The organism is Kitasatospora sp. NPDC057518 (assembly GCF_042802075.1).
Classification (GTDB): domain Bacteria; phylum Actinomycetota; class Actinomycetes; order Streptomycetales; family Streptomycetaceae; genus Kitasatospora.
This window is the reverse complement of sequence record NZ_JBHVEU010000003.1, coordinates 1-25,670: the sequence shown is the minus strand read 5'-3', so window position 1 is coordinate 25,670 and position 25,670 is coordinate 1. Positions and strand designations below refer to the sequence as shown.

Sequence of the window (25,670 nt, the reverse complement as noted above, 5' to 3'; positions counted from 1 at the left end):
CGAACTCACCCGTTCGCCACAGCTCTGACCTGCGAAAAAGAACGTTCACACGATTTTTGCGGGGCATCCCCGCATGCTCCGTAGCAGACTGGGCAAGGTAGACCGGGCCGCAATCGTGATCCCGAGGATGGTGAGTCCGGTGATACCGGTATCCCGCACCACTCCGCCCGACCGGCAGAGCACGCCAACACCCCCGCCGGGGGTGACCCCGTTGACCGAATCGGGGGCGCGCAGCCACGTGTCGGGCGTCTGCTTCAAGATCGGACCGCCCCGTCTGGTGGGGGTGGAGGTCGAATGGTTCGTCCATGACGATCGATGTCCGTCCCGCCCCGTACGGCCGGAACTGCTCCACGCCGCACTGGAGTCGCTGCCACTCGGCGGACCGGACGGCGTCTCCCTCCCCTCCGGTTCGCGCCTCACGCTCGAACCCGGCGGACAGGTCGAGCTCAGCTCCCCGCCCGCCACCGGCCTCCTGGCCTGCGTCGAGGACACCCGACGCGATCTGACCGCCCTGCGGGCCGCCTTCGCGGCACAGGGCCTGCGACTCACCGGCACCGGGACGGACCCGTACGCCCGCCCCCGACGGATGGTGCTGGACCACCCCCGCTACCTCGCGATGGAGCGCTTCTTCGACTCCGCCGGGCCCTGGGGCCGCATCATGATGACCGGCACCGCGTCGGTGCAGGTCTGCCTGGACGCCGGCGAGGCGGACGGGCCGCACGCGGTGGAGCGCCGCTGGCGACTGGCCCACCGGCTGGGCCCGGTGCTGGTCGCCGCATTCGCCAACTCCCCTACACTGGACGGTAGTTCGACCGGCCATCGGTCCACCCGGCAGGCCGTGTGGTCCCGGATGGACCCGACCCGCACGCTCGCCCCGGAGCCGGACCACGGCGACCCGCGCGAGGCCTGGGCACAGTACGTGCTGGATGCCCAAGTCCTGTGCGTACGAAGGCCCGAGGGCCTGCCCTGGACGGCCCCGACCGGGCTGACCTTCCGCGACTGGATCCGCGGCGCGGGCGAACGCCCGCCCACGCTCGACGACTTGGACTACCACCGCACCACCCTCTTCCCGCCGGTGCGCCCGCGCGGCCACCTGGAGCTGCGGATGATCGACGCCCAGCCCGGGGACGGCTGGATGGTGGTCGCCGCACTGGTCACCGCCCTGCTGGACGACCCGGTGGCCGCCGATGCCGCGCTGGCCGCGCTGGAGCCGCTGGAACGCACCGACGGTCCGCGCCCGCCGCGCAGCGAGGTCTGGCGCCGGGCCGCCACCCTGGCCATGGCCGACCCGGAGCTGCGCCGGGCCACCCTCACCTGCTTCGCCGCCGCCGACGCCGCACTGGGCCGCCTGCCCGGCGCCGGTCAACTGCGCACCGTCGTCGCCGAGTTCGCCGAGCGCTACCCCGCGCGCGGCCGCTGCCCGGCCGACGACCAGCTGGACGCCCTGCGCTCCGGCACCCGACCCGCTCCCCCGGAGGAGGCCGCACCATGACCGACGTCCGACCCCACGGGGGCACCGAGGCGGCCGGCCCGGACCGCAGCACCGGCCCGACCGCCGCCACCGCCACCCCTGACGCCGCCGCCACCGGCACCGAGGCGCTGCGCGAGAGCATCGCCACCGAGCTGCTGGCCGCCCGCGCCCGCACCGCCGCGCTGACCGACTGCGTCGGGGACGGCGACCTCACCGCCCAGCACTCCCCGCTGATGTCCCCGCTGGTCTGGGACCTCGCGCACATCGGCAACCAGGAGGAACTCTGGCTGCTGCGCAACGTCGGCGGCCGCGACCCGATGCACCCCGAGATCGATCCGCTCTACGACGCCTTCCAGCACCCCCGCGCCGAGCGCCCCAGCCTGCCGCTGCTGCCGCCCGCCGAGGCCCGCGCCTACGCCCACGAGGTGCGCGGCCGGGTGCTGGACCTGCTGGCGGCGAGCCCGCTGGAGGGCGCGCCGCTGCTGGACGCCGGGTTCGCGTTCGGGATGATCGCCCAGCACGAGCAGCAGCACGACGAGACGATGCTGATCACCCACCAGCTCCGCCAGGGCGAGCCGGCCCTGGCCGCTCCACCGCCACCGCCCGCGCCCGCCGACGCGGCCACCCTGCCCGCCGAAGTCCTGATCCCCGCGGGCCCGTTCACCATGGGGACGGACACCGAGCCGTGGGCGCTGGACAACGAGCGCCCGGCGCACACCGTCGACCTGCCGGCCTTCCTGCTGGACACCACCCCGGTCACCAACGCCGCCTACCAGCGGTTCATCGCGGACGGCGGCTACGACGACCCGCGCTGGTGGACGCCGGAGGGCTGGGAGCACCGCCGCCGCGCCGACCTGACCGCCCCGCTGTTCTGGCGCCACCAGGACGGCCAGTGGCTCCGCCGGCGCTTCGGCACGGTGGCGCCGGTCGAGCCGGACGAGCCCGTCCTGCACGTCAGTTGGTACGAGGCGGACGCGTACGCCCGGTGGGCCGGCCGGCGGCTGCCGACCGAGGCCGAGTGGGAGAAGGCGGCCCGGCACGACCCGGCCACCGGCCGCTCCCGCCGCTACCCCTGGGGCGACGGCCCGCCCGGCCCCGAGCACGCCAACCTCGGCCAGCGCCACCTGCGCCCGGCCGGGGCGGGCAGCTACCCGAAGGGCCGGTCCCCGTACGGGGTGGGCCAGTTGATCGGCGACGTGTGGGAGTGGACGGCCAGCGACTTCCGCCCCTACCCGGGCTTCCGGGCCTGGCCATACCGGGAGTACTCGGAGGTGTTCTTCGGCCCCGAGCACAAGGTGCTGCGCGGCGGCTGCTTCGCGGTGGCGCCGGTCGCCTGCCGGGGCACCTTCCGCAACTGGGACTACCCGGTCCGGCGGCAGATCTTCGCCGGGTTCCGCACCGCCCGCGACCTGGAGGCGGACTGATGTGCCGTCACATCGCCTACCTGGGCGAGCCGGTGGCGCCCCGGGAGCTACTGGTGCACCCGCCGTACGGGCTGTACCGGCAGTCCTGGGCGCCCCGGGTCCAGCAGTACGGCACGGTCAACGCGGACGGCTTCGGCCTCGGCTGGTACGCGGACGGCGACGAGGTGCCCGCCCGCTACCGCCGGACCGGGCCGATCTGGGCGGACGAGGCCTTCGCCGACCTCGCCCGGGTGGTCCGCACCCGGGCGCTGCTGGCCGCCGTCCGGTCCGCCACCGAGGGCTGCGCGCCGGGCGAGGGCGCGGCCGCGCCGTTCGCCGCCGAGCGCTGGCTGTTCAGCCACAACGGCGCGGTGGCCGGCTGGCCCGGCAAGCTGGACGCGCTGGCCGCCCTGCTGCACCCGGCCGAACTCCTGGACCTGGAGGCGCGCACCGACTCGGCGCTGCTGTGGGCGCTCACCCTGCACCGGCTGCGGGACGGCGCCGGGCCGGGCGAGGCCCTGGCGGGCACCGTCGCGGACGTCACCGCGCACACCACCGGGCGGCTCAACCTGCTGCTCACCGACGGCGCCTCGATCGCCGCGACCACCTGGGGCGACACCCTGTACCACCGCACCCTGCCGGGCCTCGGCACGGTGGTGGCCTCCGAACCGTACGACGACGCGCCGGGCTGGACGTCCGTCCCCGACGGTTCGCTGCTGCTGGCGGACTCGCGCGGCATCACCGTACGCCGCCTTCCCGGCCGCGACTGATCCCCACTCTTCCTTCACCTTCTGAACAGAGGAACCACCCTGTCATGGACACCTTCGAACTCACCCGACTGCTGCCCGCCGACCACTTCAGCACCGCGCTGCGCCACGACGTGCAGCACGGACTGACCGCGCGGCCCAAGTGGCTGCCGCCGAAGTGGTTCTACGACGCGCGGGGCAGCGAGCTGTTCGAGGAGATCACCCGGCTGCCCGAGTACTACCCGACCCGGGCGGAGCGGGCCATCCTGACCGCCCGGGCCGGCGAGATCGCCGCCGCCACCGGGGCCCGCACCCTGGTGGAGCTGGGCTCCGGCTCCTCCGAGAAGACCCGGCTGCTGCTGGACGCCCTGCGCGCGCTCGGCACCCTGGAGACGTACGTCCCGGTGGACGTCAGCGAGAGCGCGCTGACCGCGGCCGGCGCCGCCATCTCCGCCGAGTACCCCGGGCTCGCGGTGCACGGCGTGCTCGCCGACTTCACCGCCGGGCTCGGCCTGCCCCCGGAGGACGGCCCGCGCCTGGTCGCCTTCCTCGGCGGCACCCTCGGCAACCTGCTGCCCCTGGAGCGCGCGGCCTTCCTGCACGGCCTGCGCGCCGCCCTCGACCCGGGCGACTTCCTGCTGCTCGGCACCGACCTGGTCAAGGACCCGGCGGTGCTGGTCGCCGCCTACGACGACTCCGCCGGAGTGACCGCCGAGTTCAACCGGAACGTGCTCAACGTGCTCAACCGCGAGCTGGGCGCCGACTTCGACCCGGACGCCTTCGAGCACGTCGCGCTCTGGGACGCCGAGCAGGAGTGGATCGAGATGCGGCTGCGCTCGCTGCGCGCGCAGTCCGTGAAGATCCCGGCCCTGGACCTGCCGGTGCACTTCGCCCGGGGCGAGGAGCTGCGCACCGAGGTGTCGGCGAAGTTCCGCCGGGAGCGGGTGGCCGGGGAACTGGCGGCGGCCGGGCTGCGGCTGAGCCACTGGTGGACCGACCCGGAGGGCCGGTTCGGGCTCTCGCTCGCCTCGCCGGCCTGACCGCCACTCCCGGACGGCCCAATTTGCTTGTTCACCTTACGAATTCTCAGAGCGAAACTTGAGGTTCCCGGTGTACAAGACTTAAACGAATAGGGGTTACGATCTCGGCTACCGAGCTCAGCGTTGAGTACCAGGAGTCAGATCGTGAGCGTCACCCAGAAGCCCTCCGGGGCGGTCGAGGCCCCCGCGCCCGGCCGCCTCGGCTTCGTCGTCTTCATCACCGCGGCAGCGGCCCTCGGCGGCTTCCTGTTCGGCTACGACAGCTCCGTGATCAACGGCGCCGTCTCCGGCATCCAGGAGAAGTTCGGCGTCGGCAGCGGCGTGACCGGTCTGATCGTCTCCTCGGCCCTGCTGGGCTCGGCGGTCGGCGCCGCGGTCGCCGGACGGTTCGCCGACCGGTACGGCCGCATCAAGGTCATGAAGGCGGGCGCCCTGCTGTTCGCGATCAGCGCGGTCGGCTCGATGCTGCCGTTCTCCGCCTGGGACCTCGCCCTCTGGCGCGTCCTCGGCGGCGCGGCCATCGGCATCGCCTCGGTGATCGCCCCGACCTACATCGCCGAGGTCGCGCCGACCAAGTACCGGGGCCGGCTGGCCTCCTTCCAGCAGGCCGCGATCGTGCTCGGCATCGCGATATCCCAGCTGGTCAACTGGGTGCTGGCGCAGGCGGCCGGCGGCGAAACCCGCGGCCAGCTGCTCGGCCTGGAGGCCTGGCAGTGGATGCTCGGCATCTGCGTCGTCCCGGCCGCGGTCTACTTCGTGCTCGCCTCGGTGATCCCCGAGTCCCCGCGCTACCTGATCCAGGCCGAGCGCCTGGACGACGCCCGCAAGGTGCTCGCCGAGGTCGAGGGCGAGGGCGTGGACACCGACGCCCGGATCGCCGAGGTCCAGGCGCTGATCGCCTCCGACCACCGCCCGCGCTTCCGCGACCTGCTCGGCGGCCGCTTCGGCCTGCTCCCGATCGTCTGGGTCGGCATCGGCCTGTCGGTCTTCCAGCAGCTGGTCGGCATCAACGTGATCTTCTACTACTCGTCGATCCTGTGGCAGTCGGTCGGCATCGACCAGGGCAACTCGCTGCTGATCAGCTTCGTCGGCTCGGTGATCAACATCCTCGGCACCGTGATCGCGATCGTGCTGGTCGACCGGGTCGGCCGCAAGCCGCTCGCCCTGATCGGCTCGGCCGGCATGGCGGTCGCGCTCGGCACCGCCGGCTGGGCCTTCTCCTCGGCCACCGGCAGCGGGGACAACCTCACCCTGCCCGATCTCCAGGGCACCGTCGCGCTGGTCGCCGCCAACGCCTTCGTGCTGTTCTTCGCGATGTCCTGGGGCGTCGTCGTCTGGGTGATGCTCGGCGAGATGTTCCCGAACCGGATCCGCGCCGCCGCGCTCTCCGTGGCCGCCTCCGCGCAGTGGATCGCGAACTGGGTGATCACCGTCTCGTTCCCGTCCATGTCGCGCTGGAACCTGTCGGCGACCTACCTGATCTACGCCGCCTTCGCGGCGCTCTCCATCCTCTTCGTGGCGAAGTTCATGAAGGAGACCAAGGGCGTCCGGCTGGAGGACATGGGCTGATCCGCCCGTCGGCCCGTCGGCCCGTCGGCCCGCCGACCTCTCGGCCCCCGTACCCCCGGCGCGATCAGCGCGGGGTGCGGGGGCCGAATCGTTTCCGCTCGACCGGGCCCCTCCGGCCTCGTCTCAGGGCCGCTCGGCGAGCCGGGCGTAGCGCAGGGCGAGCCCATCGAGCAGCGCCTCCAGCCCGGTCTCGAAGGCGCCCTCGTCCACCGTCCCGCGGTGCCCGGCCAGCCGGTGCGCCTCGCCGAGGTGCGGGTAGTCGGCCGCGTCGTAGACCTCGGCGTCGGCGGGGAAGCCGGCCGCGAAGGAGGCGAGCGCCGAGCCGGTGACGAAGTAGCGCATCAGCGCGCCGATCCTGGTCGCCTGGCCGCGCGGCCACCCGGACTCGACCAGGTGGCCGAAGACGGCGTCGGCCAGCCGCAGGGCGTTCGGCCGGCGCCCGGGGCCCTGGGCGAGCACCGGGACGATGTTGGGGTGGGCGGCCAGCGCGGCCCGGTAGGAGCGGGCCCAGTCGCGCAGCGCCTCCGGCCAGGGGCCCCCACCGGCTCCAGCAGCCCCGGTGGTGCCGAACATCGACAGGTCGACCTCGCCGATGACGCTGTCCACCACCGCGTCCAGCAGCTCGTCCTTAGTGGCGAAGTGGTTGTAGAGCGAGGGCCCGCTGACCGACAGCTCGGTGGCGAGCCGGCGGGTGGAGAGGGCGTCCAGCCCCTCGTCGTCGATCAGCCGCAGGGCGGCGGCGACGATGCGCTCGCGGCTGAGCAGCGGGGTGCGTGGACGGGCCATCGCGGCGGGTGCCTCCGGTTCCTCCGGTCGGGTGTGCTGGGGACCGATTCTGGCAGGTGCCCCTTCCCAGCGCGGGCGGGGCGGGGCTACAGTCCCCCCATAAAACTTGCAGCGCTAGTTTAATGGGTCCGGCCCTGGGGTCGGGGCCCTGGACACCGGATTCGGGAGCCGCCGTGAACCTGGAGTTGTCCGAGGAGCAGAGCGCCGTCCGGGACCTCGCCGCCTCCTTCACCGACCGCGAGGTCGTGCCGCACGCCGCCGAGTGGGACCGCGCCGAGTCCGTCGACCGCGCGATCATCGGCAAGCTGGCGAAGGTCGGCTTCCTCGGGCTGACCATCCCGGAGGAGTACGGCGGCAGCGGCGGCGACCACCTGGCGTACTGCCTGGTCCTGGAGGAACTCGGGCGCGGCGACTCGGCCGTGCGCGGGATCGTCTCGGTCTCGCTCGGCCTGGTCGGCAAGTCGGTCAACGCCTTCGGCACCGAGGAGCAGAAGCGGCACTGGCTGCCCCGGCTCACCTCGGGCGAGGCGCTCGCCTGCTTCGCGCTCACCGAGCCGGGCACCGGATCGGACGCCGCCAGCCTCACCACCCGCGCCGTCCGGGACGGCGGGGACTGGCTGATCAGCGGCGCCAAGACCTTCATCACCAACGGCACCTGGGCCGACGTCGCCCTGGTCTTCGCCCGCACCGGCGGGGACGCGCCCGAGCAGCGGGGCCACCGGGGCATCACCGCCTTCCTGGTCCCCACCGACCTGCCCGGCTTCACCCGCACCGAGATCCACGGCAAGCTCGGCCTGCGCGGCCAGGCCACCGCCGGCCTCTCCTTCGAGGACGTCCGGGTGCCGGACAGCGCCCGGCTCGGCGAGGTCGGCAAGGGGTTCACGGTGGCGATGGCCGCGCTGGCCAAGGGCCGGATGTCGGTGGCGGCCGGCTGCGTCGGCATCGCCCGGGCCTGCCTGGAGACCGCCGTCCGCTACGCGGGCGAGCGCGAACAGTTCGGCAAGCCGATCGCCTCGCACCAGCTCGTCCAGGAGCTGCTGGCCGGGATCGCCGTCGACGTCGAGGCGGCCCGGCTGCTCACCTGGAAGGTCGCCGACCACATCGACCGCGGCCTGCCGTTCGCCACCGAGTCCTCCGTCGCCAAGCTGTACGCCAGCGAGGCCGCCGTCCGGGCCGCCAACAACGCGCTCCAGGTCTTCGGCGGCTACGGGTTCATCGACGAGTACCCCGTCGGCAAGTACCTGCGCGACGCGCGGGTGATGACGCTCTACGAGGGCACCAGCCAGATCCACCAGCTGCTCATCGGACGCGCCCTCACCGGCGTCAACGCCTTCTGACGCCGGCCCGCCGCCTGCCCCGCTCCCGTCCCCTGCCACCCGTTTCCCGAGAAGGAGCCCGACGACGTGCGTCCCGTCTACTTCGCCGCCGCCCGCCGCACACCCATCGGCCGACTGCGCGGCGCGCTCGCCACGGTCCGCCCGGACGACCTCTCGGCCACCGTGCTGCGCGCCCTGCTCGCCGACGTCCCCGCACTCGACCCGGCCCGGATCGACGACGTCTACTGGGGCGCCGCCAACCAGGCCGGCGAGGACAACCGCAACGCCGCCCGGATGGCCGTGCTGCTGGCCGGCCTGCCGGAGACCGTCCCCGGAGCCACCGTCAACCGGCTCTGCGCCTCCGGCCTGGAGGCCGTCACCCTCGCCGCCCGGGCCATCGGCTCCGGCGAGGCGGACGTGGTGCTGGCCGGCGGCTGCGAGTCGATGACCCGCGCCCCCTTCGTCCTCCCCCGTCCCGACGAGGCGCTGCCGCACCGGATGGAGACCTTCGACACCCGGCTCGGCTGGCGGCTCACCAACCCGCGGATGGCCGAACTGCACGGCGTGCTCAGCATGGGCGAGACCGCCGAGGAGGTGGCCACCCGGTACGGCATCGGCCGGGAACGCCAGGACGCCTTCGCGCTGCGCAGCCACCAGCGGGCCGGCGCCGCCCGCGAGGACGGGCACTTCGACGCGGAACTCGTCCCGGTCGAGCGGCCGGACGGGGTGACGGTGGGCCGCGACGAGGGCATCCGCGAGGACACCAGCCTGGCGAAGCTCGCCGGCCTCAAGCCGGTGTTCCGACCCGGGGGCACGGTCACCGCCGGGAACGCCTCGCCGATGAACGACGGCGCGGCCGGGCTGCTCCTGGTCGGCGAGGAGGCGCTGCACGACCTCGGGCTGCGGCCGCTCGGCCGGTACGTGGCCGGCGCCTCGGCCGGGGTGCACCCGGACGTCATGGGCATCGGCCCGGTCCCGGCCACGGCGAAGGTGCTCGCGCGGGCCGGCTGGTCGCTCGCCGACCTGGACACCGCCGAGCTGAACGAGGCCTTCGCGGCCCAGGCGCTCGCCTCCGCCGACGGCATCGGGTTCAGCCCGGAGCGGGCCGAGGAGGTGGTCAACCCCAGCGGCGGCGCGATCGCGCTCGGCCACCCCCTGGGCGGCTCCGGCGCCCGCATCCTCACCACCCTGCTGCACCGGATGCGCCGTACCGGTGCCCGGCGCGGTCTGGCCACCATGTGCGTGGGCGTGGGGCAGGGTACGGCCGTGCTCGTCGAGAACGTCTGACGACCGGCGCTCCCCGTCCGTCGATCCACACCTCTGTCGATCCACAACTCTGTTGGTCCACAAATCTGTTGGTCCACACCTCTGTCGGTCCGAGCCTCCAGGGCCCGGACCGACCTTCAAACCTCCAGACTTCCGAGGAGTTCACATGACGCGGTTCGCGGGGAAGGTCGCCGTGGTGACCGGCGCGGCCCAGGGCATCGGGGCGGCCACCGCCCGTCTGCTGGCGGAGGAGGGCGCGGCGGTCGCCGTGGTCGACCTCACCGCCGAGCGGGCGGCCGGGACGGTCGCCGAGATCACCGCCAAGGGCGGCACCGCCCGGGCGTACGGCTGCGACGTGGCCGACTACGACGCCGTGGAGGCGGTGTTCGCGCAGGTCGCGGCGGACCTCGGCGGGGTGCACATCCTGGTCAACAACGCCGGGATCACCCGGGACAACCTGTTCTTCAAGATGCCGAAGGCCGACTGGGACGCGGTGCTGACGGTCAACCTGACCAGCGCGTACAACTGCAGCCACGTCGCGCAGAAGTACATGGTGGCGCAGAAGTACGGGAAGATCGTCTCGCTCAGCTCGCGCTCCGCCCTCGGCAACCGGGGCCAGGCCAACTATGCGGCCGCCAAGGCCGGCATCCAGGGCCTCACCGCGACCCTGGCGATCGAGCTCGGGCCGTTCAACGTCAATGTCAACGCCGTCGCGCCCGGGTACATCGCCACCGCGATGACCGCGGCCACCGCCGAGCGGGTCGGCAGCAGCGCCGAGGAGCACCAGACCGAGGTCGCCGCCCGGACGCCGCTGCGCCGGGTCGGGCAGCCGGAGGAGGTCGCCTCGGTCGTCGCCTTCCTGGCCAGCGAGGAGGCCTCCTACGTCAGCGGGCAGACGCTGTACGTCAACGGCGGAGCACGCTAGGCGGTCGCCTGACGTGTCGTCATATCGCCGTCCCGGGTGGGGGGTTACTTTCCCCTGGGACGGCCTTTACCTTTTCGCGTGGCCGAGTATGACCATGTCCTTGATCACATGGCCCCACCAAATGACTATGGCATGATCATGCAGCTCTCGATGGGATGGCCGCACCGACCCGACCGAACCAGGTCGGGCCCTGCGCCCCAAGGAGTCCCATGGGCAGCCCCGCCACCCTCCGCCGCGCCCTGGCCCTGCTCGCCGTGGGGGCCACCGCCCTCACGGCCGGTACCGTCGCCGTACCGGCCGCCGGCACCGCGATCGCCGCCCCCGCGCACGATCTCACGGGCGTCCACGTCCGCCCCGCCTCCTTCGGGCACCACAACGCCCAGGGCCGCCCCGCCCCGCTGAGCACCACCCAGTGCGTCAGCCAGGTCGGTATCCACTGCTACTCGCCGCTGCAGTACCGGACCGCCTACAACCTGGACCCGCTGTACCAGGAGGGCATCACCGGCAAGGGCCGCACCATCGTCATCGTCGACTCCTTCGGCTCGCCGACCATCCAGCACGACCTGGAGGTCTTCGACAAGCAGTGGGGCATCCCGGACACCAACGTCGAGGTGGTCAAGTGGGGCAACGTCCCCACCTGGGACCCGAAGAACCCCGACCACACCGGCTGGGCCGGCGAGACCACCCTGGACGTCGAGTACGCCCACGCGATCGCCCCCGACGCGCACATCATCCTGGTCGAGACCGGCGTCGCCGAGACCGAGGGCACCACCGGCCTGCCCGAGATGATGGACGCCGAGAAGGCCCTCATCAAGGCCGGCCGCGCCGACGTCATCTCGCAGAGCTTCGGCGCCACCGAGAACACCTTCCCGGGGTACGACAAGGGCGACTTCAAGTCGCTCACCGACCTGCGCTACGCCTTCCAGGCCGCGGCCGACCACAACGTGACGGTGCTCGCCGCCTCCGGCGACAACGGCGCCACCGACGCCCAGGAGAACGGCACCGACCTGTACCCGTACAAGGTCAACTCCTGGCCGTCCTCGGACCCGCTGGTCACCTCCATCGGCGGCACCCAGCTCACCCTGGACGACAAGGGCAACCGCACCGCGCCCGACAAGGTGTGGCACGACAAGTCCGGCGCCGGCGGCGGTGGCGTCTCGGGCATCTTCGAGCGTCCGTGGTACCAGGCCGGCGTCGCCAACGTCACCGGCAACCACCGCGGCACCCCGGACATCAGCATGAGCGCGGCCGTGGACGGCGCCGCCTGGACCTACGAGTCCTACGACCCGACCTCGGTCGGCTGGCACCTCACCGGCGGCACCAGCGAGGCCACGCCGCTGTTCTCGGGCGTCGTCGCGCTCGCCGACCAGCTCGCCGGCCACCGCCTCGGCCAGCTCAACTGGCGCCTGTACGGCATGAACCTGCTGCCGAGCAAGTGGAGCGGCATCGTGGACGTGAAGCAGGGCGACAACGGCTGGAACGGCGTCACCGGCTACAACGCGACCGAGGGCTACGACCTCGCCAGCGGCCTGGGCACCATCGACGGCGCGAAGTTCGTGCACGCGGTCGCCGGTCGGTGAACCGGCGGGTCACCGGGTGACGGGTGACAGGTAACAGATAACAGACGACAGCGGACAGATTTTGAAATCTGTCCGCTGTTCGCTGTTTTCCGTCTGCTGTTATCCGTCAGCGGTTCTCCGCCGACCGCCGGTTGTCAGCCGGTCGCGGCCAACTGGGCGAGGTAGCGCTCGGCGGCGCGGAGCTTGCGGCCGTCCGGGCCCGGGAGGTAGGCGCGCAGCTCGATGATCTCCGGAGCGATCCGAATGGCCTCCGCACGATCGGCGATCGCGCGCCAGCAGGCCTCGGCGTTGGTGGCCGCCCGCTGGGTCTCCACATGGTCCGGGCCCTGCGAACGGAGCAGGGTCAGCGCCACCTCGCGGTAGATGTCCGCGGCCTCGGCCGACCGGCCCGCGAGCCGGCAGACGTGCGCCCGGACCTGCCGGACCTGCAGCACCGGCTCGGAGACGGCACCGTGCTCGGCGATCGCCTCCAGTTCGAGGGCGAAGGCCAGGTCGGTGGCGGCGGCGTGGTCCCCGGCCTCGGCGCTACGGACGATCCGTCCGATGACCTCGCGGTAGTCCGCGCGGGGCGTAGCGGCCGCCGCTGCCTCGTCGGCTGGGGCGTCGGCAGGAACCTCACTCGGGGCGGGCGGCGCGTCGGCGGGAGCGTCCTCGGCCGGCGCCTCGTCCTGCGGCACGGCGTCGGCCGGCACCTCGTCAGAAGGTGTCCCGTCCACCGGAACGACGTCGGCGGGAGCCTGCTCGGCGGACTCCTGCTCGGCGGGAGCCTCGTCCGTCGGCACGGACTCCACCGGGACGGCGTCCCTGGGCTCCGCCGCGGCCTCGGGAGCCTCCTCGACGACCTCCCCGGCAGCGCCCTCGGCTGCCTCCTCGCTCGTCTCCTCCGCTGCCTCCTCGGCCACCGGCTCGACCACGGTCCCGACCGCCTCCGCCGCGGCTTCGGCGGCCACCGCGGCTTCCTCCTGCGGGAGTTCGGGCTCGGCGACGGCACCGTCCACCGGCTCCGGCCGGGACTTGAGGAGCGTGACGCCCGCCGGGGACGCGCCGTCCTCGGGCACGGTGTCGGCCGGGGCGGGCTTGCGCAGGGTCACGCCCGGTGCCTCGACGCTCCCGCCCGCCTTCTGCAGGCTGACCGGGCGGGCCGGCCGTGGCGGGGTGGGCGGTACGCCCGGCTTGACCAGGCTGACCGGACCGCCCGCGGCCACCGGAGACCCGGCGAACGCAGCGGACCCGACCGCCCCCGCCGACCCCGCCGACGACGCGGGCGCCCCGGCCGGGGCCGCTACCGGCCACTCGGGAGCGGCGTCCCGGGGCTCCGCCGGACGCGGCAGCGGCGCCACCGGGGGCGGCGGCGCGTCGGAGGGCGCCGTACCGGCGGTCGGCAGCGGCGCCACCTCGGCCGGCAGGCCCTCGCCGCGACGGGCGGTGTTGCGGAAGAACGGCCGGTCCGGGGCGTGCGTGGCCAGGATGACCACGTCCGGCCGCAGCACCGAGTACACCTGCTGACGCAGCTGCTCCGGCGCGAGCACCTCGCCCGCACCGGGCCGCCCGCCGTGCAGCGCCTCGATCAGGGCGCGGGTGAAGGTGCCGATCTGTTCCGGGTCCGGGCTGACCACCGCCCAGAGCGGGATCCCCTCGCTGAGCGGCGAGACGGTGCCCTGGAGGTACGGCCAGGCGTTCTGGTCGGCACTCAGGTCGGCGATGACGAGGGTCTGCCACTCGGCCGGACGGTGGCTCAGCTCGGCGGCGACGGCCTGCCAGGGGAGGCCGTCCTGCTTGGCATCGCGCAGGGTCAGCTGGAGCTGCCCGCCGCGCTTGTCGGCGACGACGTGGCCGCCCAGGTGGATCAGCAGCGGTCCGGGGTGCCGGGAGGCCGCGCGCAGGTGGGCGAGGACGGTGTGCGGGTCCCCGGCGCCGGGGAGGTGGACGGCGTCCACCGCGTCCGCGGCGAGCAGCACCTGCGGCGAGACGGCGGCGAGCATCGCCGAGAGTACGGGTGCCTGGGTCGGTCCGCCGCGGCCCCAGGTGCGGCGGCCGGACGTTCCGTACCCGCCCTCGATGACCAGGATCCGTCCGCGCGGCGCGGCTCCGAGCCCGCCCGCGCCGACGGCGGCGCTCGGCGCCGCGCTCTGGACCGGGAACGGCGGCGGGGTCGCCGTGGACGCGGCCCCGGCGGCGGGCAGCCCGGTGAGGGTCCATCCGGTGGGCGGGACGGGCGGTGCGGGCGGCGGCGCGACCGGTGGTGCGGCCGGGGGCGCCGGCGGCGGCTCGTACAGCGCGGCGGGGCCCGGCGGGTGCTCCTCGGCCGGGAGGCGCGGGGGCGGCGGTACGGCGTCCCAGGGACCCGAGCCCCCGGCCGGGTCGGGACCTCCGGAAACCGCTGTCGTCTCCGCCATCTCCTGGTCACCGCCCCGCCCCGCCGCTCCCGCGGCGTCTGATGCCCTCGCCTGCGTGGTGCCTGCCACCACACTCCGTGCGCGCCACCCTACGAGATCCCGGCTCGCCCGTTCCAGGCCGGGTGGCCGATCGGCGCGCCACACCGCCCGCGCCGCCCGCTAAGGTGCCGTCATGATCGATACCGATCGCCCGTTGCTCTTCCTCGACGTGGACGGTCCGCTGATCCCCTTCGGGGGCCCGCCGCCGGGCGGCTACCCCGTCCACCGCAGCCCGCACGTCCCGGCCGGTACGACACCGGGCGGGAACCCGCTGATCGCCCGCGTGGACCCGGAGTTGGGCCCTCGGCTGCTCCGCCTGCCGGCCGAGCCGGTGTGGGCCACCACCTGGCTGGAGGACGCCAACGAGTGCCTCGCGCCCTGGCTCGGCCTGCCCCGACTGCCCGTCGTGGACTGGCCGGTGGACGACTCCGACGACGCGGAGGACGCGGACACCGCGGACGCCACGCACCCGCCGCAGGGCCTGCACTGGAAGACCCGCACGCTGCTCGCCTGGGCGGGCGGGCGGCCGTTCGCCTGGGTGGACGACGAGATCACCGGGGCCGACCGCCGCTGGGTCGCCGCCCACTCCCCCGCCCGCGCCCTGCTCCACCGGGTCGATCCCCGACGCGGGCTCACCGACGCGGACTTCGCCGCGCTGGACGCCTGGCTGCGGACGGCCTGACTACACTGCCCCGCCATGGAACCCGTCGCCGGAACACCGTCCCGCTGGCATCTGTCCCTGCACGGCGGGGCGTTGGTCGAGCTGTGGGCGGACGGGTACGGCGTCGAGGGCGGAACGTACGTGTTCAGCTCGCTCGTCCGGGCGACGGCGGAGGAGCAGGAGCAGGTCGAGGTGGTCGCGCGGACCCCGGCGGACGACCGGCGGGTCCTGGTGGCCGTGGCACGGGTTCCGGAGGCCGTCGTCCAGGACGTCCACTCGGCCGCCGAACCGGCGCGCGACGGCGCCTGTGCCTGCCGGCCCTTCTCCTGGGAGGAGTGACCGCTCCCGGAAACCCGTCCGGCCACCCCTGGAACAGGAGTGGCCGGGCGGGCGGTCGCGGCGTCAGGAGCCCGCGAGCAGGTCCCGCAGCAGGGCGACGGTGTCGGCGTCCAGATCCCGGCCGGTCCGGCGGCTGAGGGCGTCCAACCGATTGACGGCGCGCAGGAGTTGGTCCCGGGCGCCGGCCGAGGCGTAGGCGTAGAAGAGGTCCCGGTGCAGCAGTTCGACGTCCGGGGCGACGGCGAGGCCGCGGAAGACGGCGGCCTCGGCGCTGCGGTGGTCGCCGTACTGCAGGCGGCGGGCGGCCAGTTCGTGGGCCGTGTCGACGATCGCCGCGATCATGTCCTGCCGCTCGGCCTCGGCCCAGCCGTACGAGGCCGGCGGGGCCTCGGCGAACGGCGCGCCGCGGACCAGGGCCAGGGCGTGGGCGAGGGCCGCGTCGGCGGTGGCGCTGGTGCTGCGCATGCCGCGCCGGTAGAGGCCGCGGAACTCGTCCCAGTCGCAGGTGACCGCCGGGGCGAAGGAGTAGCCCTCGGTGCCCTCGGTGGGCAGGAAGACCCGGCCCTCCGGCGAGGTGCCGAACCAGGCGGCCAGGTCGGCGAGTTTGGCCGGCAGCGGGCTCTCGGAGCCGGCCGCGGTGGGGTGCGGGTCGAGGTGCGCCGCGCCGGGGTGCAGGTCGTGGTCGAGCGCGTGGCGGTCGGACCCGGGGCGCAGCGCCAGGTAGACGGCCAGTTCGGTGAGCCGGGGCAGCGCGCCGGGTGCGGCGGCGCCGAGGACTCCCGCGACGTCCACCGGGCCGAGCAGCCGGATCCGGGGGGCGTTGCGGGGGGCGTGCGCCTCCGGGGAGCGGAGGATGGCGAGCAGGTCGTCGCTGTCGCTGCGGCCGGGCGTCGTCCGGGCGACCGGGGCGACGGCGGCGGGGCCGGGCTGCTCCGCACCGACGGCCTCGGCGGCTTCGACGGCCTCCGCGGTCTCCGCCGTCCCGGCCGGTCCGGTCCCGAGGGCGACGGCAGCCTCGGGAGCGGCAGCGGCAGCGGGAACGGGCTCGGTCGACGGCACAAGGCCCTCGGCCGTCTTCGACGCGGTCGGCTCCGCCACGACGGGCTGCGGCACGACCGGCTGGACGGCGAGCACGACCGTCGCCGTGGACTCCGAACCGGTGTCCCCCGGCCCGGCCGTCCCCTCGTCCTCCGCCAGGCCCGGCCGGCGCAGGTCGCGGGTGGTCTCGTCGGTCGCCGCCTGCCGTCCCTGCCCGTTGACGGCGAACCGCGCCGGGCCGGCCGAGGCAGGCGCCGGAGCCGAAGCCGGGCTGGACGCCGCGGGCGGCAGCGCGGCAGGGGTCGGAGCGGGCGCCACCGGATCGGTGCCCGCGAACGGGCTGGCGCCGGTGCCGATGACCCGGGCGAGCAGCCGGGGACCGGCGGCCGCGCCTTCCTCCGCCCCGCCTGCCGAAGCCCCGCCTGCCGAAGCCCCGCCTGCCGAAGCCCCGCCGACGGAAGTCCTGCCGGCGGAAGCCCCACCGACGGAGGCCCCGCCGGTCGAAGCCCCACCGACCGGAGCCGCAGCAGCCGGACCTCCGATGGCCGGGACCGCCACGGCGGCCGAGGCCCCGACGGCGGCCAGCACCGGTACGGCGGCGGGCAGTTCGGTGGTGTCGGTGTCGTCCTCCGGCCCGTCCAGCGTCCAGGCCGGGGCCGGGTGCTGGGTGGTGTCGTCGGCGACCCGGAGTAGCTCGGCGACCTGGTCGTACTGCCGGTCGCTGAGCCGCTGCAGCTCGACCGTGAGGTGCAGGCCCGGGATCGCGGCCTGGCCGGAGGCCGGCAGGGTCCAGCGGGCGACCGGGCCGGTGCCGCGCTCGGGGGCACGGGTGATGACGGCGACGCAGGTGCGCGGACGGGCGTCGAGCAGGCGTCCGAGCTCGGCCGGGACGTCCCCGCCGGGCTGGTGGGCGCAGAGCACGATCTCGGGCGTCCAGGACTCGTCGGCCTGGCCCCGGCTGCGGGCCTCGCGCGGGCTGGTGGCCTCGGCGGCGACCAGGGTGGCGCGGGCCTTGGCGGTGCGCGGGCCGAGGGCGGCGAGCGCGGCCTCCAGGGTGGGGTGGCGGTGCACGCGTTCGGCGGCCGGGCCGCTGATCGGCACCTCCTCGGCGAGGTCCACCAGGTGCAGGTGCAGCCGGTCGGCGAGCGGGCTGTGGGCCAGTTCGACGGCGAGGGTGCGCAGCACGTCGCGGGCGTCGTCCGGGTGGCCGGACAGGTGGAGCAGCCGGACGGCCTCCAGGTCGGCGAGGACCACCGAGCCGTCCGGCGAGGTGCCGAGGGTGACCAGCGCGGGATAGGGCGCGGCGGTCTTGCGGGCCTGGCCGGGGCTGAGCAGGTCGCCCGAGTCGGCGCTGCACCACCACACGTTGGCGGCGTGCGCGGCGCGGAACGGCGCGATCGGGGTGGCCGGTCCGGACAGGTGCAGTTCGATGGTTTGGCCCGGGGTGATCCGGGCGGCGACGATGGCGGGCAGCCGCTTGCCGCCGCGCACGGTGTTGCGGGCCAGGGTGCGCAGGGAGCGGTCCAGCAGGTCCAGTCCGGCCTGGTCCTGCCGGGCCATCAGCTCGTTCTCGAAGGCGGCGGCCTCGGCCTCGGGCATCGCGATGCGGTGCCGGGGGCGGCGGGCGCGCTGCTGGGTGCCGCGCTTGTGGGCGACGGCGCCGACCATGACGGCCGCGAGCAGGACGCCGACGGTGGAGGCCGAGAGGGCGACGGTGTAGTCGTCGCTGGGGGCCGGGTCGGCGTGCGCGGCGGGGGCGGGCGCGTGGGCCGGCGCGTGCGTGGGCGCGGGCGCCGGGGCCGACTGCGGCGCGCCCGGCGCGGGAGCGCCCGGCGCCGGAGCCTGGTCGGCGGGGGCCGGCGCGGGGGCCGGGGCCTGGTCGGCCGGAGCCTGATCAGCGGGAGCCGGTGCGGGCGCCGGTGCGGCACCCCCCGCCCCCGGAACGGTGAGCACCATCCCCGGCACCACCACGTCCGGGTCGGTCAGCTGCGTCCCGTCCGGGGCCTGCGCCCCCTTGTTCGCCTCGAACAGCTTCGGCCACTGCTCCCCGTCCCCCAGCTCCCGCTGGGCGATGGCCGACAGGCTCTCCCCGGTCTGGACGGTGACGGTCCGCTGGCCGCCGGAGCCGGCCGCACCGCCCGCGCCACCGGGCCCACCGGCCTCCGTCCCGGACTGCGGAGCGCTCTGCGGCGTCTCCTGCGGCGCGCCCTGCGCCGGGTCGCCCGAGGGGGCCGGGGCGGGCGGCGCCGGTGTCCTCGCCTCGTCCGGCTTGGCGTCCGCCGGCATCAGCAGCTCCCAGCCGGGCTGGATCGGCCGGTCGGCGTCGAAGCGGATGCCCGAATCGCCCATCACCCGGCCGTCGTTGAGCTTGGCGATCTCCACCCAGCGTTCCCCCGAGCCCAGTTGGCGCTCGGCGATGGACCACAGGCTGTCGGCCGGCCGGGCGTCCCGGACGGTGTACGTGCTCTGCTGCTCGGCGGCCGGGGTCAGGGCCGGCGCGGCCTGCGCGGCGGGCAGTGCGGCGCGCTGCACGCCCGGCGTCAACTGCGCCTGGACGACCGGGCTGTGGTTCGGCTCGGGGACGGCCGCGAAGGCCGAGCCGGCCACCGGGAGCAGGGCGAGCACCGAGCCGACCAGCCCGGCCGCGAGCCGCTGGCTCCAGCCGAAGGCCGGGATGCGGCGGGCGATCCGGCCGCGCAGCTGGGCCGGGATCTCCAGCAGGACGGAGAGCGCGAAGCAGGCCCAGGCGATCCAGCCGACCACCACCAGCGCCCAGAGGAACAGGCTTCCGTCGTCCGGACTGGTGAGCGCCTCGCCCACCCCGCCCGAGGCGACCTCGCCCATCCCGGCGACCGCGTCGGTGCCGTACAGCAGCAGCGCGGGGACGCCGAACAGCAGCGCGAGCAGGGCGACCAGCGCGCCGAGCGCGGTGATCACGGCGCGGCCGCGGCCGCGGGGTGGTCGGGGCGCCGGGGCGGCGGGCCTTCGGGCACCGCCGGCCCGATGGGACGTCCCGGCCCGGCCGTTGGGGGCCTGGCCGTTTCGGGCCTGGGCGGTACGGGCCTGGTCCTTGGCACGTGGCGCGGCCATCAGTCGGTCTCCGCTTTCTCTACTCCGTGGACGAGGGTCGCACTGCCCTTGCCCGTAACCTTCCGCTCCCCGAGGGCGCCCAGCAGGACCGGGCGGTAGTCGGCCTGCACGGTGACGGTGACGACCCTGCCGTCACCGGAGAACTCGATGCCGCCCGCCCGCAGGCCGTACAGGCCCAGGTAGGCGTCGGCGGCGTCCCGCACGTACTTCTCCTGGACCTTGAAGCCCTTGCCCTGGAGGACGGCCGCCCGGTCGAGCTGCTGGCCGCCGACCCGCGCGGCCTCCAGGGCGTAGGCGTCGGTCCGCTCGGCGACCCGCAGCCGGCCGCCGGCGTCGATCACCAGGGCGATGACGAGCACGACGTAGGCCGCGCAGATCGCCACGAAGAGGGCCACCGCGCCCCGGTCGGACCGGCGCGCCGACAGCCGTCGCCGCAGACGGCTCACCACTTCCGTCCCCTCCCCCCACTTCGCACGACGCTCTCCCCACCGGCCCCCACCGGGCGCCGCTCGGTACCGTTCCGCCATCCCCCGAGCGCTCTCCGCTTGCGTCTCCCCCGCACGGGCCGTCTCCAATCCCCTGTCTTCCCGGTGACGGCGCCGCGCGCTGTCATGTGCCCCGGTAACGGTCCACCACCGAGGTGAACTCGCCGACGAGGTGCTTCGTCACGGGTATCCCGGACGGTCCGCCGAGCAGGTCGGCCAGCTCCACGTCGCAGACCACCGTGACGGTGACGGTCGTGACCGGTCCGCCGGGCAGGTTCAGCTCCCCCTTGCCGACCCGCACGTCCCCGTCGCGGCACCACACGCCCTGCTGGCGCAGCGTCGCGAGGGCGGAGTCCCTGGCCGGCTGGTCCATCCCGTCCACGCTGCGCTGCAGGGAGGCGGTCCGGGCCCCGGCCCGCGCGGCGGCCTCCACGGTGCCGGCCGTGGTCTGCACCCGTCCGGCGGCGACGGCCAGCAGGACCAGCCCGACCACCCCCGGCACGACGATCGCCGCCTCGATCGCGATCCCGCCCCGGTCCGGCCTGCGCGGTCGCGACCGGAGCCCCGACCACCGCCGCCGTGGGCCCGGTGTCCGCAGCGCGTCCGTCACGGTGTCACCGCCGGTGGTACGAAGCGCTCGCGGGGCGCCTCGGCGAACTGGGTGATGTCGGGCGCCTTGAGCCCGGGTATCAGCAGCGGCGGGGTCAGCCGCACGGTGACCCGGATGGTCTGCGCCGTGCTGCCGTCGGTCCGCACCGTGTACCCGTGCACGCCCTGCCGGTCGAGGAAGTCGCGGGCCTGCCGCTGGGCCGCCTCGTTCTTCTCGCCGTCCGTCGCGCTGCCCTGCACCCGTCCGGCGTCCACGCCCTCGCGGGCGGCCGTGAGCGCGACCTGCCGGTCGTACCACCACAGCGCGGCCTGGACGACGAGCAGGACGAGCAGCAGGACGACCGGGAAGACGATGGCGAGGCTCACGCTCATCGACCCCCGGTCGCCCCTGCGGCGGAGAGCGGCACGCATCACGGGGTGGCGCCGCCCGCGCCGCCCGCTCCGCCCGCACCCGGCATGTTCGGGTCCTGCTCGACCTTCTTGACGACCTTATCCTTCAGCAGGTAGAGCGCGGTCGCCACGGCACCCGCGACGAAGACCAACGCGATGATGGCGAGGGCGAGTTCGATGCTGATCGCACCGCGGTCGCCGCGCGCGCGGGCGGCCCGCAGCCGGCCGAGCCGCAGGGTGAACAGCAGGAGTGCGAACTGGACCGGTAGCAGGACGGGGCGCAGCACCCGGTCTGCCAGTTGGACGAGTCGTACGGTCATCGGGTCTCTCCGGAGGGACGTGGCGGTGTGGTGTGGTGTCGACTGCTCTGGGACGGCTGTCAGTTGAGCATCTGGTGCAGCGCGGGGAAGACGATCAGGACGGTCATCAGCAGGGTCAGGGCGGCCCCGGGCGCGACCATCCGCTCGCTGTCGGCGTTCGCGCGGGCGAGGTCCTCGGCGAGCAGTTCCCCGCGCAGGCCCTTGGCCCGGGCCCGCAGGGTGTCGTACACGGCGGCGCCGTCGTTGCCGGACAGCCGCATGATGTCGGCCACGTCCTGGAGCGGGCTGAGCCCCAACTCCTCGGCCAGCGCGTCGAGTCCGGCCCACGGCGGGAGCCGGTCGGTGGCCGCGCGCTCCAGCGCGTCGCGGATCCGCCGGAACACCGCGCCCCGCCCGACCGCGGCGGCCCGGCGCAGCGCCTCGGCGGGGCCGCAGTCGGCGGCCCGCTCCATCGCGACGAGCTCCAGGTAGGCGGCGATGCCGTGCAGGTACTCGGTGCGCGCCTCCTTGGCCTCGCCGCGCACGACGGCGTCCGGGACGAACCAGAGCAGTCCGGCCAGCAGCGGCCCGGCGACCAGCGGCAGGGCGAACGGCAGGCCGACGCCCATCAGCACGGCCATCGCGCCCAGGTAGGCGGGCAGCAGCAGGCCGAGCGCGGAGAACAGCAGCTTGTGCACCATGAACCGGGCCGGGGTGCGGCCGATCAGGGCGAGCTCGCGGCGCGGGACGGAGACCCCGCGCAGGTGGACGGACCGCTCGCCGATCCGGTCGTACCAGCGGGGCCGCTCGTCCGGGTCCTGCTCGCGGTCGGCGGGGGTGGCGTGCAGCCGGTCCAGCGCCTGGCGCAGGTCCGGTGGCGCCGGCCGCAGTTCGGCGACCAGGAGGGCGAGGCCGCCGGCCGCGGCGGCGCCGGCCAGCACGGACCAGGGGGAGATCATCGGACCTCCCCGAGCTGCTCGGCCTGCTCCGGCCCGGTCGGCGCCGCGGTGGTCCGCCGCCCGCTCCTGCTGCGCCGGTCGGGCGTCAGCAGCCGGGGCACCGGCGGGTGGGAGGCCAGCGCCCGCATCCAGGCGATGATCGCCACGAACAGGGCGGCGACCACGGCGAGCACCACCTGGCCGAGGAAGGTCCCGTACGGCCGGGTGTACTCGGTGTTGAAGGAGCCGACGGTGACGACCAGCACGATGATGCCGACCAGCCAGCGGATGGTGGTCCGGTGCTTGGCCCGGTCGGCCTCGATGGCGCGGCGCTGGCGGACCTCCTCGCGCACCGAGTCGGCCATGTCGGAGAGCGTGCGGGCCAGGCCTGGGCCGCTGTCCCCGGCCCGCAGCACGAGCGCGGCGAGCACCTTGTCGGCGGTGGCGTCGGCGAGGCTGTCGGCGAAGGCGCGCAGCGCCTCCTCGGGCCGCCAGCGGGCCTGCAGCCGGGCGGCCAGCTCGCCGATCTCGTCCTCCAGGGCGGCCGGGGCGGTGCGCCGGCTGGTGACGATGGCCTGGTTGAGGCCGACCCCGAGCAGCAGCACGTCGGCGATCCGCTGGGTCCACTCGGAGAGCGCCTCCAGCCGCTCGATCCGGTGGGTGTCCGGGCGGGTGGTGTCGAACAGCCAGGGCAGGCCGAAGACGGCCAGCGGCACCAGCAGCGCGGTCAGCGGGATGCCGGTGAACAGCCAGGCCAGCGGCGCGCCGGCGAGCGCCAGCGGCAGCTGGACGCGGCGCAGCCGCACCATCCGGTGCCCGGCCGTCCCGGGCGCGCCGTACCAGAACACGTGGAGCCGGCCGGCCAGCGGGTTGACCGCCCGCTCGGCCTCGTCCTCCTCGACGGGCTCGCTGCCGCGGGCCCAGAGCGCCAGGGCGACCATGCCGCCCGCGACCGCCAGCCCGCACAGGGCGAAGAGCAGCATCACCGGGTGCCACCGCCGATCCGCAGCTGCAGCGGGGTGGCCCAACTCCCGTACCGGGAACCGAGCAGCGAGGCGTCGAAGCCGGCCCGGCGCAGGTCGTCCAGGCACTGCGGCGGGGTGTGCGGGACGGCCCGCGGCTCGCCGAGGTCCGGCCGGGGGCCGAAGACGGTGTTCAGCGCGGGCCGGCCGCTCTCCCCGAGGCCGGTGACCTCCAGGACGTGGGAGACGAAGCGGTGCCGGCGGCCGCCGACGGCGGTCTCGTCGACCATGGTGACGTGCACGATGAGGTCCAGGGCGTTGGCGGTGAGCCGGTAGGCGAGTGAGTCGGTCATGTGCGAGCCGTACTCCAGGCAGAGTTCGGCGATGCGGTCGACGACCATGTGCGGGCCGCGGGCGTGCAGGGTGCACATCGAGCCGCCCTCGCCGTTGGTCATCACCCGCAGCATCGGGACGACCTCGCCGGAGCGGACCTCCCCGACGATGATCCGCGAGAGCGTCATCCGCAGCGCGGCCGGGATGAGGTCGCCGAGGGTCAACTCCCCGGCCAGGCGCCCCTCGACGCGCTCGCCGTTGCCCTCGCGGGCCTCCATCGGGACGACCTGGCGCAGGTGGCCGAGGGTGTGCAGCCAGAGTTCGAACTCCGACTCCAGGGTGCCGATCCGCTCGTCCGGCGGGATCTCTGCGGCCATCGCGCGCAGCAGGCTGGTCTTGCCGACGCCCTGGGTGCCGGTGATCATCACGTTCTTCCGGGCCCGGATCGCGGCGGCCAGGAAGGCGGCCAAGGTGGCGTCCAGGGTGCCGAGTTCGACCATCTCGGGGAGCGTCGCGGAGGCCACCCGGTGGCGCCGGATCGCCACGTACGGGCGGGGCGTCACCTCGGTGAGCGCCTGGAGGCGCATGCCGCCCTCCAGCCGCAGCGCGAGGGTCGGGCTGGCGGTGGACAGACTGCGCTCGCCGCCGCCGTGCTGGCGGGCCAGGTCCTGGAGCAGTTCGACGAGTTCGGCGTCGCTGTCGGCCACCGGCGGTACCTGGCGCAGGGGTTGGTGCACCTTGGAGACCCAGACGTCGTCGCAGCCGTTGATCAGGATGTTCTCGATCTCCGGGTCGTCCAGGTAGGGCTGGAGCCGACCGGCCCGGAACAGCAGGTCGAAGACGGCCTCGGCGAGGGCGCGGTCCTGGTCCCGGGTGGGCGGGATGCCGTGGGTCTGGGCGTACGCGTCGGACCACCGGGCGACGGCCTCCTCGATCAGCGCCCGGCCGCGCTGGCGGCGGGTGGCGCGGTCCGGCTCGGAGCCGGAGGAGAGCGTCAACCGGGTGATCTGCTGGTGCAGTTCGGCCGCGACCTGGCGCTTGAGCTCGCGGGCGACCTGCGGGTCCACGACGGGCCGGGTGGCGGAGCCGCGCAGGTCCAGCGAGGGCAGCTGGGAGGGCACGGCGGTGGGCCCGGCGGCCGCACCGGGCGGAACGGGCTGCGGCGCGACGGGCTGCGCCGGGCCGGGCTGGGGCGCGACCGGGCCGGGCTGGTACCCGTGCGCCGGGGCGACCGGACCGGTCACCGGTGCGGGCCCGGGCACCGGCCCCGCCCAGGGCAGCGCGGCCGGATCGGCGCTGGGACGCTGGTGCAGGGGGCTACCGCGCACGGAGCACCTCCCCGGGGTCGTGCGGGTACGGCCCGTTCACGTTGTCCTGACTGTCTGTCACAAACGGCTGCTGGAGCGGGTACTGGTCGTCCGGATCGCCGTACGGGGCGGACTGGACGTGCGCCGGGAACGGCGCCGGCGCGGCCGGCTGCGGCGCCAGCCCGGCCAGCGGCGCCACCGGTCCGGTGGTGATCACCGGTGGGACGGGCTGCGGCGGGGCGTACGAGGGCTGCTCGCCCTCGGCCGTCCCGTAGCCGGAGCGGCCGGGCCCGGAGCGGCCGTGGGCCGCCGCACCGTACGGGCCCGGCGGGTACGGTCCCTGCCCATGCGGGGTCTGCGGGTACGGGCCCTGCGCCTGCGGGCCCTGCGCGTACGGGGTCTGGCCGTGCCCGCCCTGCCCGTACCCCGGCCGGCCGCCCTGAGCGTACGCCGACTGCCCGTACGGGCCCGGCGCGGGCGCGGGCATCGACGGCTGCGGCGCCATCGGCACGGGCGGGGTCGGTATCGGCGGGGCCGGGGCCTGGGCCGCCGGCATCGGAGCGGCCGGGACCGGCGGCGTCGGCACCGCCGCCGCGACCGGGCCCGCCACCGGGCCGCCCGCCGTCAGCTGGGCGGGCGCCGCGCCCGGCGCGAGCCGCTGGCGCCGGCGGCGGACCAGCAG

The 25,670-nt window shown here is 75.1% G+C and carries 21 protein-coding genes and 1 pseudogene; 11 read left to right on the top strand and 11 right to left on the bottom strand.

What is annotated here, in order from left to right; translation table 11 throughout:
* Positions 1 to 211 precede the first annotated feature (211 nt).
* The 5 genes from egtA (at position 212) to ACFU7Z_RS00490 (ending at position 6,229) form a co-directional block, all read left to right on the top strand.
* Positions 212 to 1,492, top strand: a complete 1,281-nt coding sequence (gene egtA / locus ACFU7Z_RS00510) for an ergothioneine biosynthesis glutamate--cysteine ligase EgtA (protein ID WP_380775059.1) — start codon at positions 212 to 214, stop codon at positions 1,490 to 1,492.
* Positions 1,489 to 2,895 carry an ergothioneine biosynthesis protein EgtB gene (gene egtB, locus ACFU7Z_RS00505; RefSeq protein WP_380775057.1) on the top strand — a complete coding sequence of 469 codons (1,407 nt, stop codon included), beginning with the start codon at positions 1,489 to 1,491 and terminating at the stop codon, positions 2,893 to 2,895. Before egtA ends, egtB begins: the two co-directional genes overlap by 4 nt.
* Entirely contained in the window at positions 2,895 to 3,644 is a 750-nt protein-coding gene (gene egtC, locus ACFU7Z_RS00500; RefSeq protein WP_380775055.1) for an ergothioneine biosynthesis protein EgtC, read from the top strand. Before egtB ends, egtC begins: the two co-directional genes overlap by 1 nt.
* 44 nt (positions 3,645 to 3,688) lie before the next feature.
* Complete coding sequence (egtD, locus tag ACFU7Z_RS00495; protein ID WP_380775053.1) at positions 3,689 to 4,660, top strand: L-histidine N(alpha)-methyltransferase; 972 nt, start codon at positions 3,689 to 3,691, stop codon at positions 4,658 to 4,660.
* A 141-nt stretch (positions 4,661 to 4,801) separates the two neighbouring features.
* The gene (locus tag ACFU7Z_RS00490; RefSeq protein WP_380775091.1) at positions 4,802 to 6,229 is read left to right on the top strand and encodes a sugar porter family MFS transporter; all 1,428 of its coding nucleotides are present in this window, start codon (positions 4,802 to 4,804) and stop codon (positions 6,227 to 6,229) included.
* 123 nt (positions 6,230 to 6,352) lie between these two features.
* On the opposite strand, the gene ACFU7Z_RS00485 is transcribed toward ACFU7Z_RS00490, so the two are convergent.
* Positions 6,353 to 7,015, bottom strand: coding sequence for a TetR/AcrR family transcriptional regulator (locus ACFU7Z_RS00485; RefSeq protein WP_375873478.1), 663 nt, complete (start codon positions 7,013 to 7,015; stop codon positions 6,353 to 6,355).
* A 173-nt stretch (positions 7,016 to 7,188) separates the two neighbouring features.
* Here ACFU7Z_RS00485 and ACFU7Z_RS00480 point away from each other — a divergent pair, with 173 nt between their 5' ends.
* The 4 genes from ACFU7Z_RS00480 to ACFU7Z_RS00465 all read left to right on the top strand — a co-directional run bounded on the left by ACFU7Z_RS00480 (position 7,189) and on the right by ACFU7Z_RS00465 (position 12,102).
* Positions 7,189 to 8,352, top strand: a complete 1,164-nt coding sequence (locus tag ACFU7Z_RS00480) for an acyl-CoA dehydrogenase family protein (protein WP_380775052.1) — start codon at positions 7,189 to 7,191, stop codon at positions 8,350 to 8,352.
* 66 nt (positions 8,353 to 8,418) lie between these two features.
* Positions 8,419 to 9,618: an acetyl-CoA C-acyltransferase gene (locus tag ACFU7Z_RS00475; protein ID WP_049655525.1), complete on the top strand. Its 1,200-nt coding sequence runs from the start codon at positions 8,419 to 8,421 to the stop codon at positions 9,616 to 9,618.
* A 145-nt stretch (positions 9,619 to 9,763) separates the two neighbouring features.
* Positions 9,764 to 10,522, top strand: a complete 759-nt coding sequence (gene fabG, locus ACFU7Z_RS00470; RefSeq protein WP_049655523.1) for a 3-oxoacyl-ACP reductase FabG — start codon at positions 9,764 to 9,766, stop codon at positions 10,520 to 10,522.
* A 209-nt stretch (positions 10,523 to 10,731) separates the two neighbouring features.
* Entirely contained in the window at positions 10,732 to 12,102 is a 1,371-nt protein-coding gene (locus ACFU7Z_RS00465) for a S8 family serine peptidase (protein ID WP_049655521.1), read from the top strand.
* A gap of 134 nt (positions 12,103 to 12,236) precedes the next feature.
* Here the strand turns inward: ACFU7Z_RS00465 and ACFU7Z_RS00460 are convergent, their stop codons facing one another.
* A complete protein-coding gene (locus tag ACFU7Z_RS00460; protein WP_380775050.1) occupies positions 12,237 to 14,498 on the bottom strand; it encodes a hypothetical protein in 2,262 nt (753 codons plus the stop codon).
* Between the two features lie 172 nt (positions 14,499 to 14,670).
* Between ACFU7Z_RS00460 and ACFU7Z_RS00455 the strand changes: the two genes are divergently transcribed.
* The gene (locus tag ACFU7Z_RS00455) at positions 14,671 to 15,219 is read left to right on the top strand and encodes an HAD domain-containing protein (protein WP_375873473.1); all 549 of its coding nucleotides are present in this window, start codon (positions 14,671 to 14,673) and stop codon (positions 15,217 to 15,219) included.
* Between the two features lie 15 nt (positions 15,220 to 15,234).
* Positions 15,235 to 15,537, top strand: a complete 303-nt coding sequence (locus ACFU7Z_RS00450; RefSeq protein ID WP_380775047.1) for a hypothetical protein — start codon at positions 15,235 to 15,237, stop codon at positions 15,535 to 15,537.
* 63 nt (positions 15,538 to 15,600) lie between these two features.
* Here the strand turns inward: ACFU7Z_RS00450 and ACFU7Z_RS00445 are convergent, their stop codons facing one another.
* The 9 genes and pseudogenes from ACFU7Z_RS00445 to ACFU7Z_RS00405 form a co-directional block, all read right to left on the bottom strand.
* On the bottom strand, positions 15,601 to 19,665 hold the full coding sequence (locus tag ACFU7Z_RS00445) for a LysM peptidoglycan-binding domain-containing protein (protein WP_380775045.1): 4,065 nt from the start codon (positions 19,663 to 19,665) through the stop codon (positions 15,601 to 15,603).
* The gene (locus ACFU7Z_RS00440; RefSeq protein WP_049658128.1) at positions 19,665 to 20,114 is read right to left on the bottom strand and encodes a hypothetical protein; all 450 of its coding nucleotides are present in this window, start codon (positions 20,112 to 20,114) and stop codon (positions 19,665 to 19,667) included. Before ACFU7Z_RS00440 ends, ACFU7Z_RS00445 begins: the two co-directional genes overlap by 1 nt.
* 160 nt (positions 20,115 to 20,274) lie before the next feature.
* The gene (locus tag ACFU7Z_RS00435) at positions 20,275 to 20,652 is read right to left on the bottom strand and encodes a pilus assembly protein (RefSeq protein ID WP_143204636.1); all 378 of its coding nucleotides are present in this window, start codon (positions 20,650 to 20,652) and stop codon (positions 20,275 to 20,277) included.
* A 104-nt stretch (positions 20,653 to 20,756) separates the two neighbouring features.
* Positions 20,757 to 21,131 carry a TadE/TadG family type IV pilus assembly protein gene (locus ACFU7Z_RS00430; protein ID WP_234348625.1) on the bottom strand — a complete coding sequence of 125 codons (375 nt, stop codon included), beginning with the start codon at positions 21,129 to 21,131 and terminating at the stop codon, positions 20,757 to 20,759.
* Positions 21,132 to 21,169: 38 nt separating this feature from the next.
* Complete coding sequence (locus tag ACFU7Z_RS00425) at positions 21,170 to 21,469, bottom strand: hypothetical protein (protein ID WP_049658132.1); 300 nt, start codon at positions 21,467 to 21,469, stop codon at positions 21,170 to 21,172.
* A 59-nt stretch (positions 21,470 to 21,528) separates the two neighbouring features.
* Positions 21,529 to 22,407 carry a type II secretion system F family protein gene (locus ACFU7Z_RS00420; protein WP_049658133.1) on the bottom strand — a complete coding sequence of 293 codons (879 nt, stop codon included), beginning with the start codon at positions 22,405 to 22,407 and terminating at the stop codon, positions 21,529 to 21,531.
* Complete coding sequence (locus tag ACFU7Z_RS00415) at positions 22,404 to 23,369, bottom strand: type II secretion system F family protein (protein ID WP_380775043.1); 966 nt, start codon at positions 23,367 to 23,369, stop codon at positions 22,404 to 22,406. Before ACFU7Z_RS00415 ends, ACFU7Z_RS00420 begins: the two co-directional genes overlap by 4 nt.
* Positions 23,369 to 25,009 (bottom strand): ATPase, T2SS/T4P/T4SS family, encoded by a 1,641-nt coding sequence (locus ACFU7Z_RS00410; RefSeq protein ID WP_380775041.1) that lies wholly within the window; start codon positions 25,007 to 25,009, stop codon positions 23,369 to 23,371. Before ACFU7Z_RS00410 ends, ACFU7Z_RS00415 begins: the two co-directional genes overlap by 1 nt.
* Positions 24,999 to 25,670, bottom strand: a pseudogene (locus tag ACFU7Z_RS00405) (hypothetical protein); the annotation flags it as partial. The gene ACFU7Z_RS00410 and the pseudogene ACFU7Z_RS00405, both read right to left, overlap by 11 nt.

Coding starts and splice junctions, on each gene's coding strand:
- ACFU7Z_RS00445 (WP_380775045.1), bottom strand. CDS start 19,665: ATGGCCGCGCCACGTGCCAAGGACCAGGCCCGTACCGCCCAGGCCCGA.
- ACFU7Z_RS00485 (WP_375873478.1), bottom strand. CDS start 7,015: ATGGCCCGTCCACGCACCCCGCTGCTCAGCCGCGAGCGCATCGTCGCC.
- egtD (WP_380775053.1), top strand. CDS start 3,689: ATGGACACCTTCGAACTCACCCGACTGCTGCCCGCCGACCACTTCAGC.
- ACFU7Z_RS00450 (WP_380775047.1), top strand. CDS start 15,235: ATGGAACCCGTCGCCGGAACACCGTCCCGCTGGCATCTGTCCCTGCAC.
- ACFU7Z_RS00465 (WP_049655521.1), top strand. CDS start 10,732: ATGGGCAGCCCCGCCACCCTCCGCCGCGCCCTGGCCCTGCTCGCCGTG.
- ACFU7Z_RS00420 (WP_049658133.1), bottom strand. CDS start 22,407: ATGATCTCCCCCTGGTCCGTGCTGGCCGGCGCCGCCGCGGCCGGCGGC.
- ACFU7Z_RS00425 (WP_049658132.1), bottom strand. CDS start 21,469: ATGACCGTACGACTCGTCCAACTGGCAGACCGGGTGCTGCGCCCCGTC.
- egtC (WP_380775055.1), top strand. CDS start 2,895: ATGTGCCGTCACATCGCCTACCTGGGCGAGCCGGTGGCGCCCCGGGAG.
- ACFU7Z_RS00455 (WP_375873473.1), top strand. CDS start 14,671: ATGATCGATACCGATCGCCCGTTGCTCTTCCTCGACGTGGACGGTCCG.
- fabG (WP_049655523.1), top strand. CDS start 9,764: ATGACGCGGTTCGCGGGGAAGGTCGCCGTGGTGACCGGCGCGGCCCAG.
- egtB (WP_380775057.1), top strand. CDS start 1,489: ATGACCGACGTCCGACCCCACGGGGGCACCGAGGCGGCCGGCCCGGAC.
- ACFU7Z_RS00415 (WP_380775043.1), bottom strand. CDS start 23,369: ATGCTGCTCTTCGCCCTGTGCGGGCTGGCGGTCGCGGGCGGCATGGTC.
- ACFU7Z_RS00460 (WP_380775050.1), bottom strand. CDS start 14,498: ATGGCGGAGACGACAGCGGTTTCCGGAGGTCCCGACCCGGCCGGGGGC.
- ACFU7Z_RS00430 (WP_234348625.1), bottom strand. CDS start 21,131: ATGAGCGTGAGCCTCGCCATCGTCTTCCCGGTCGTCCTGCTGCTCGTC.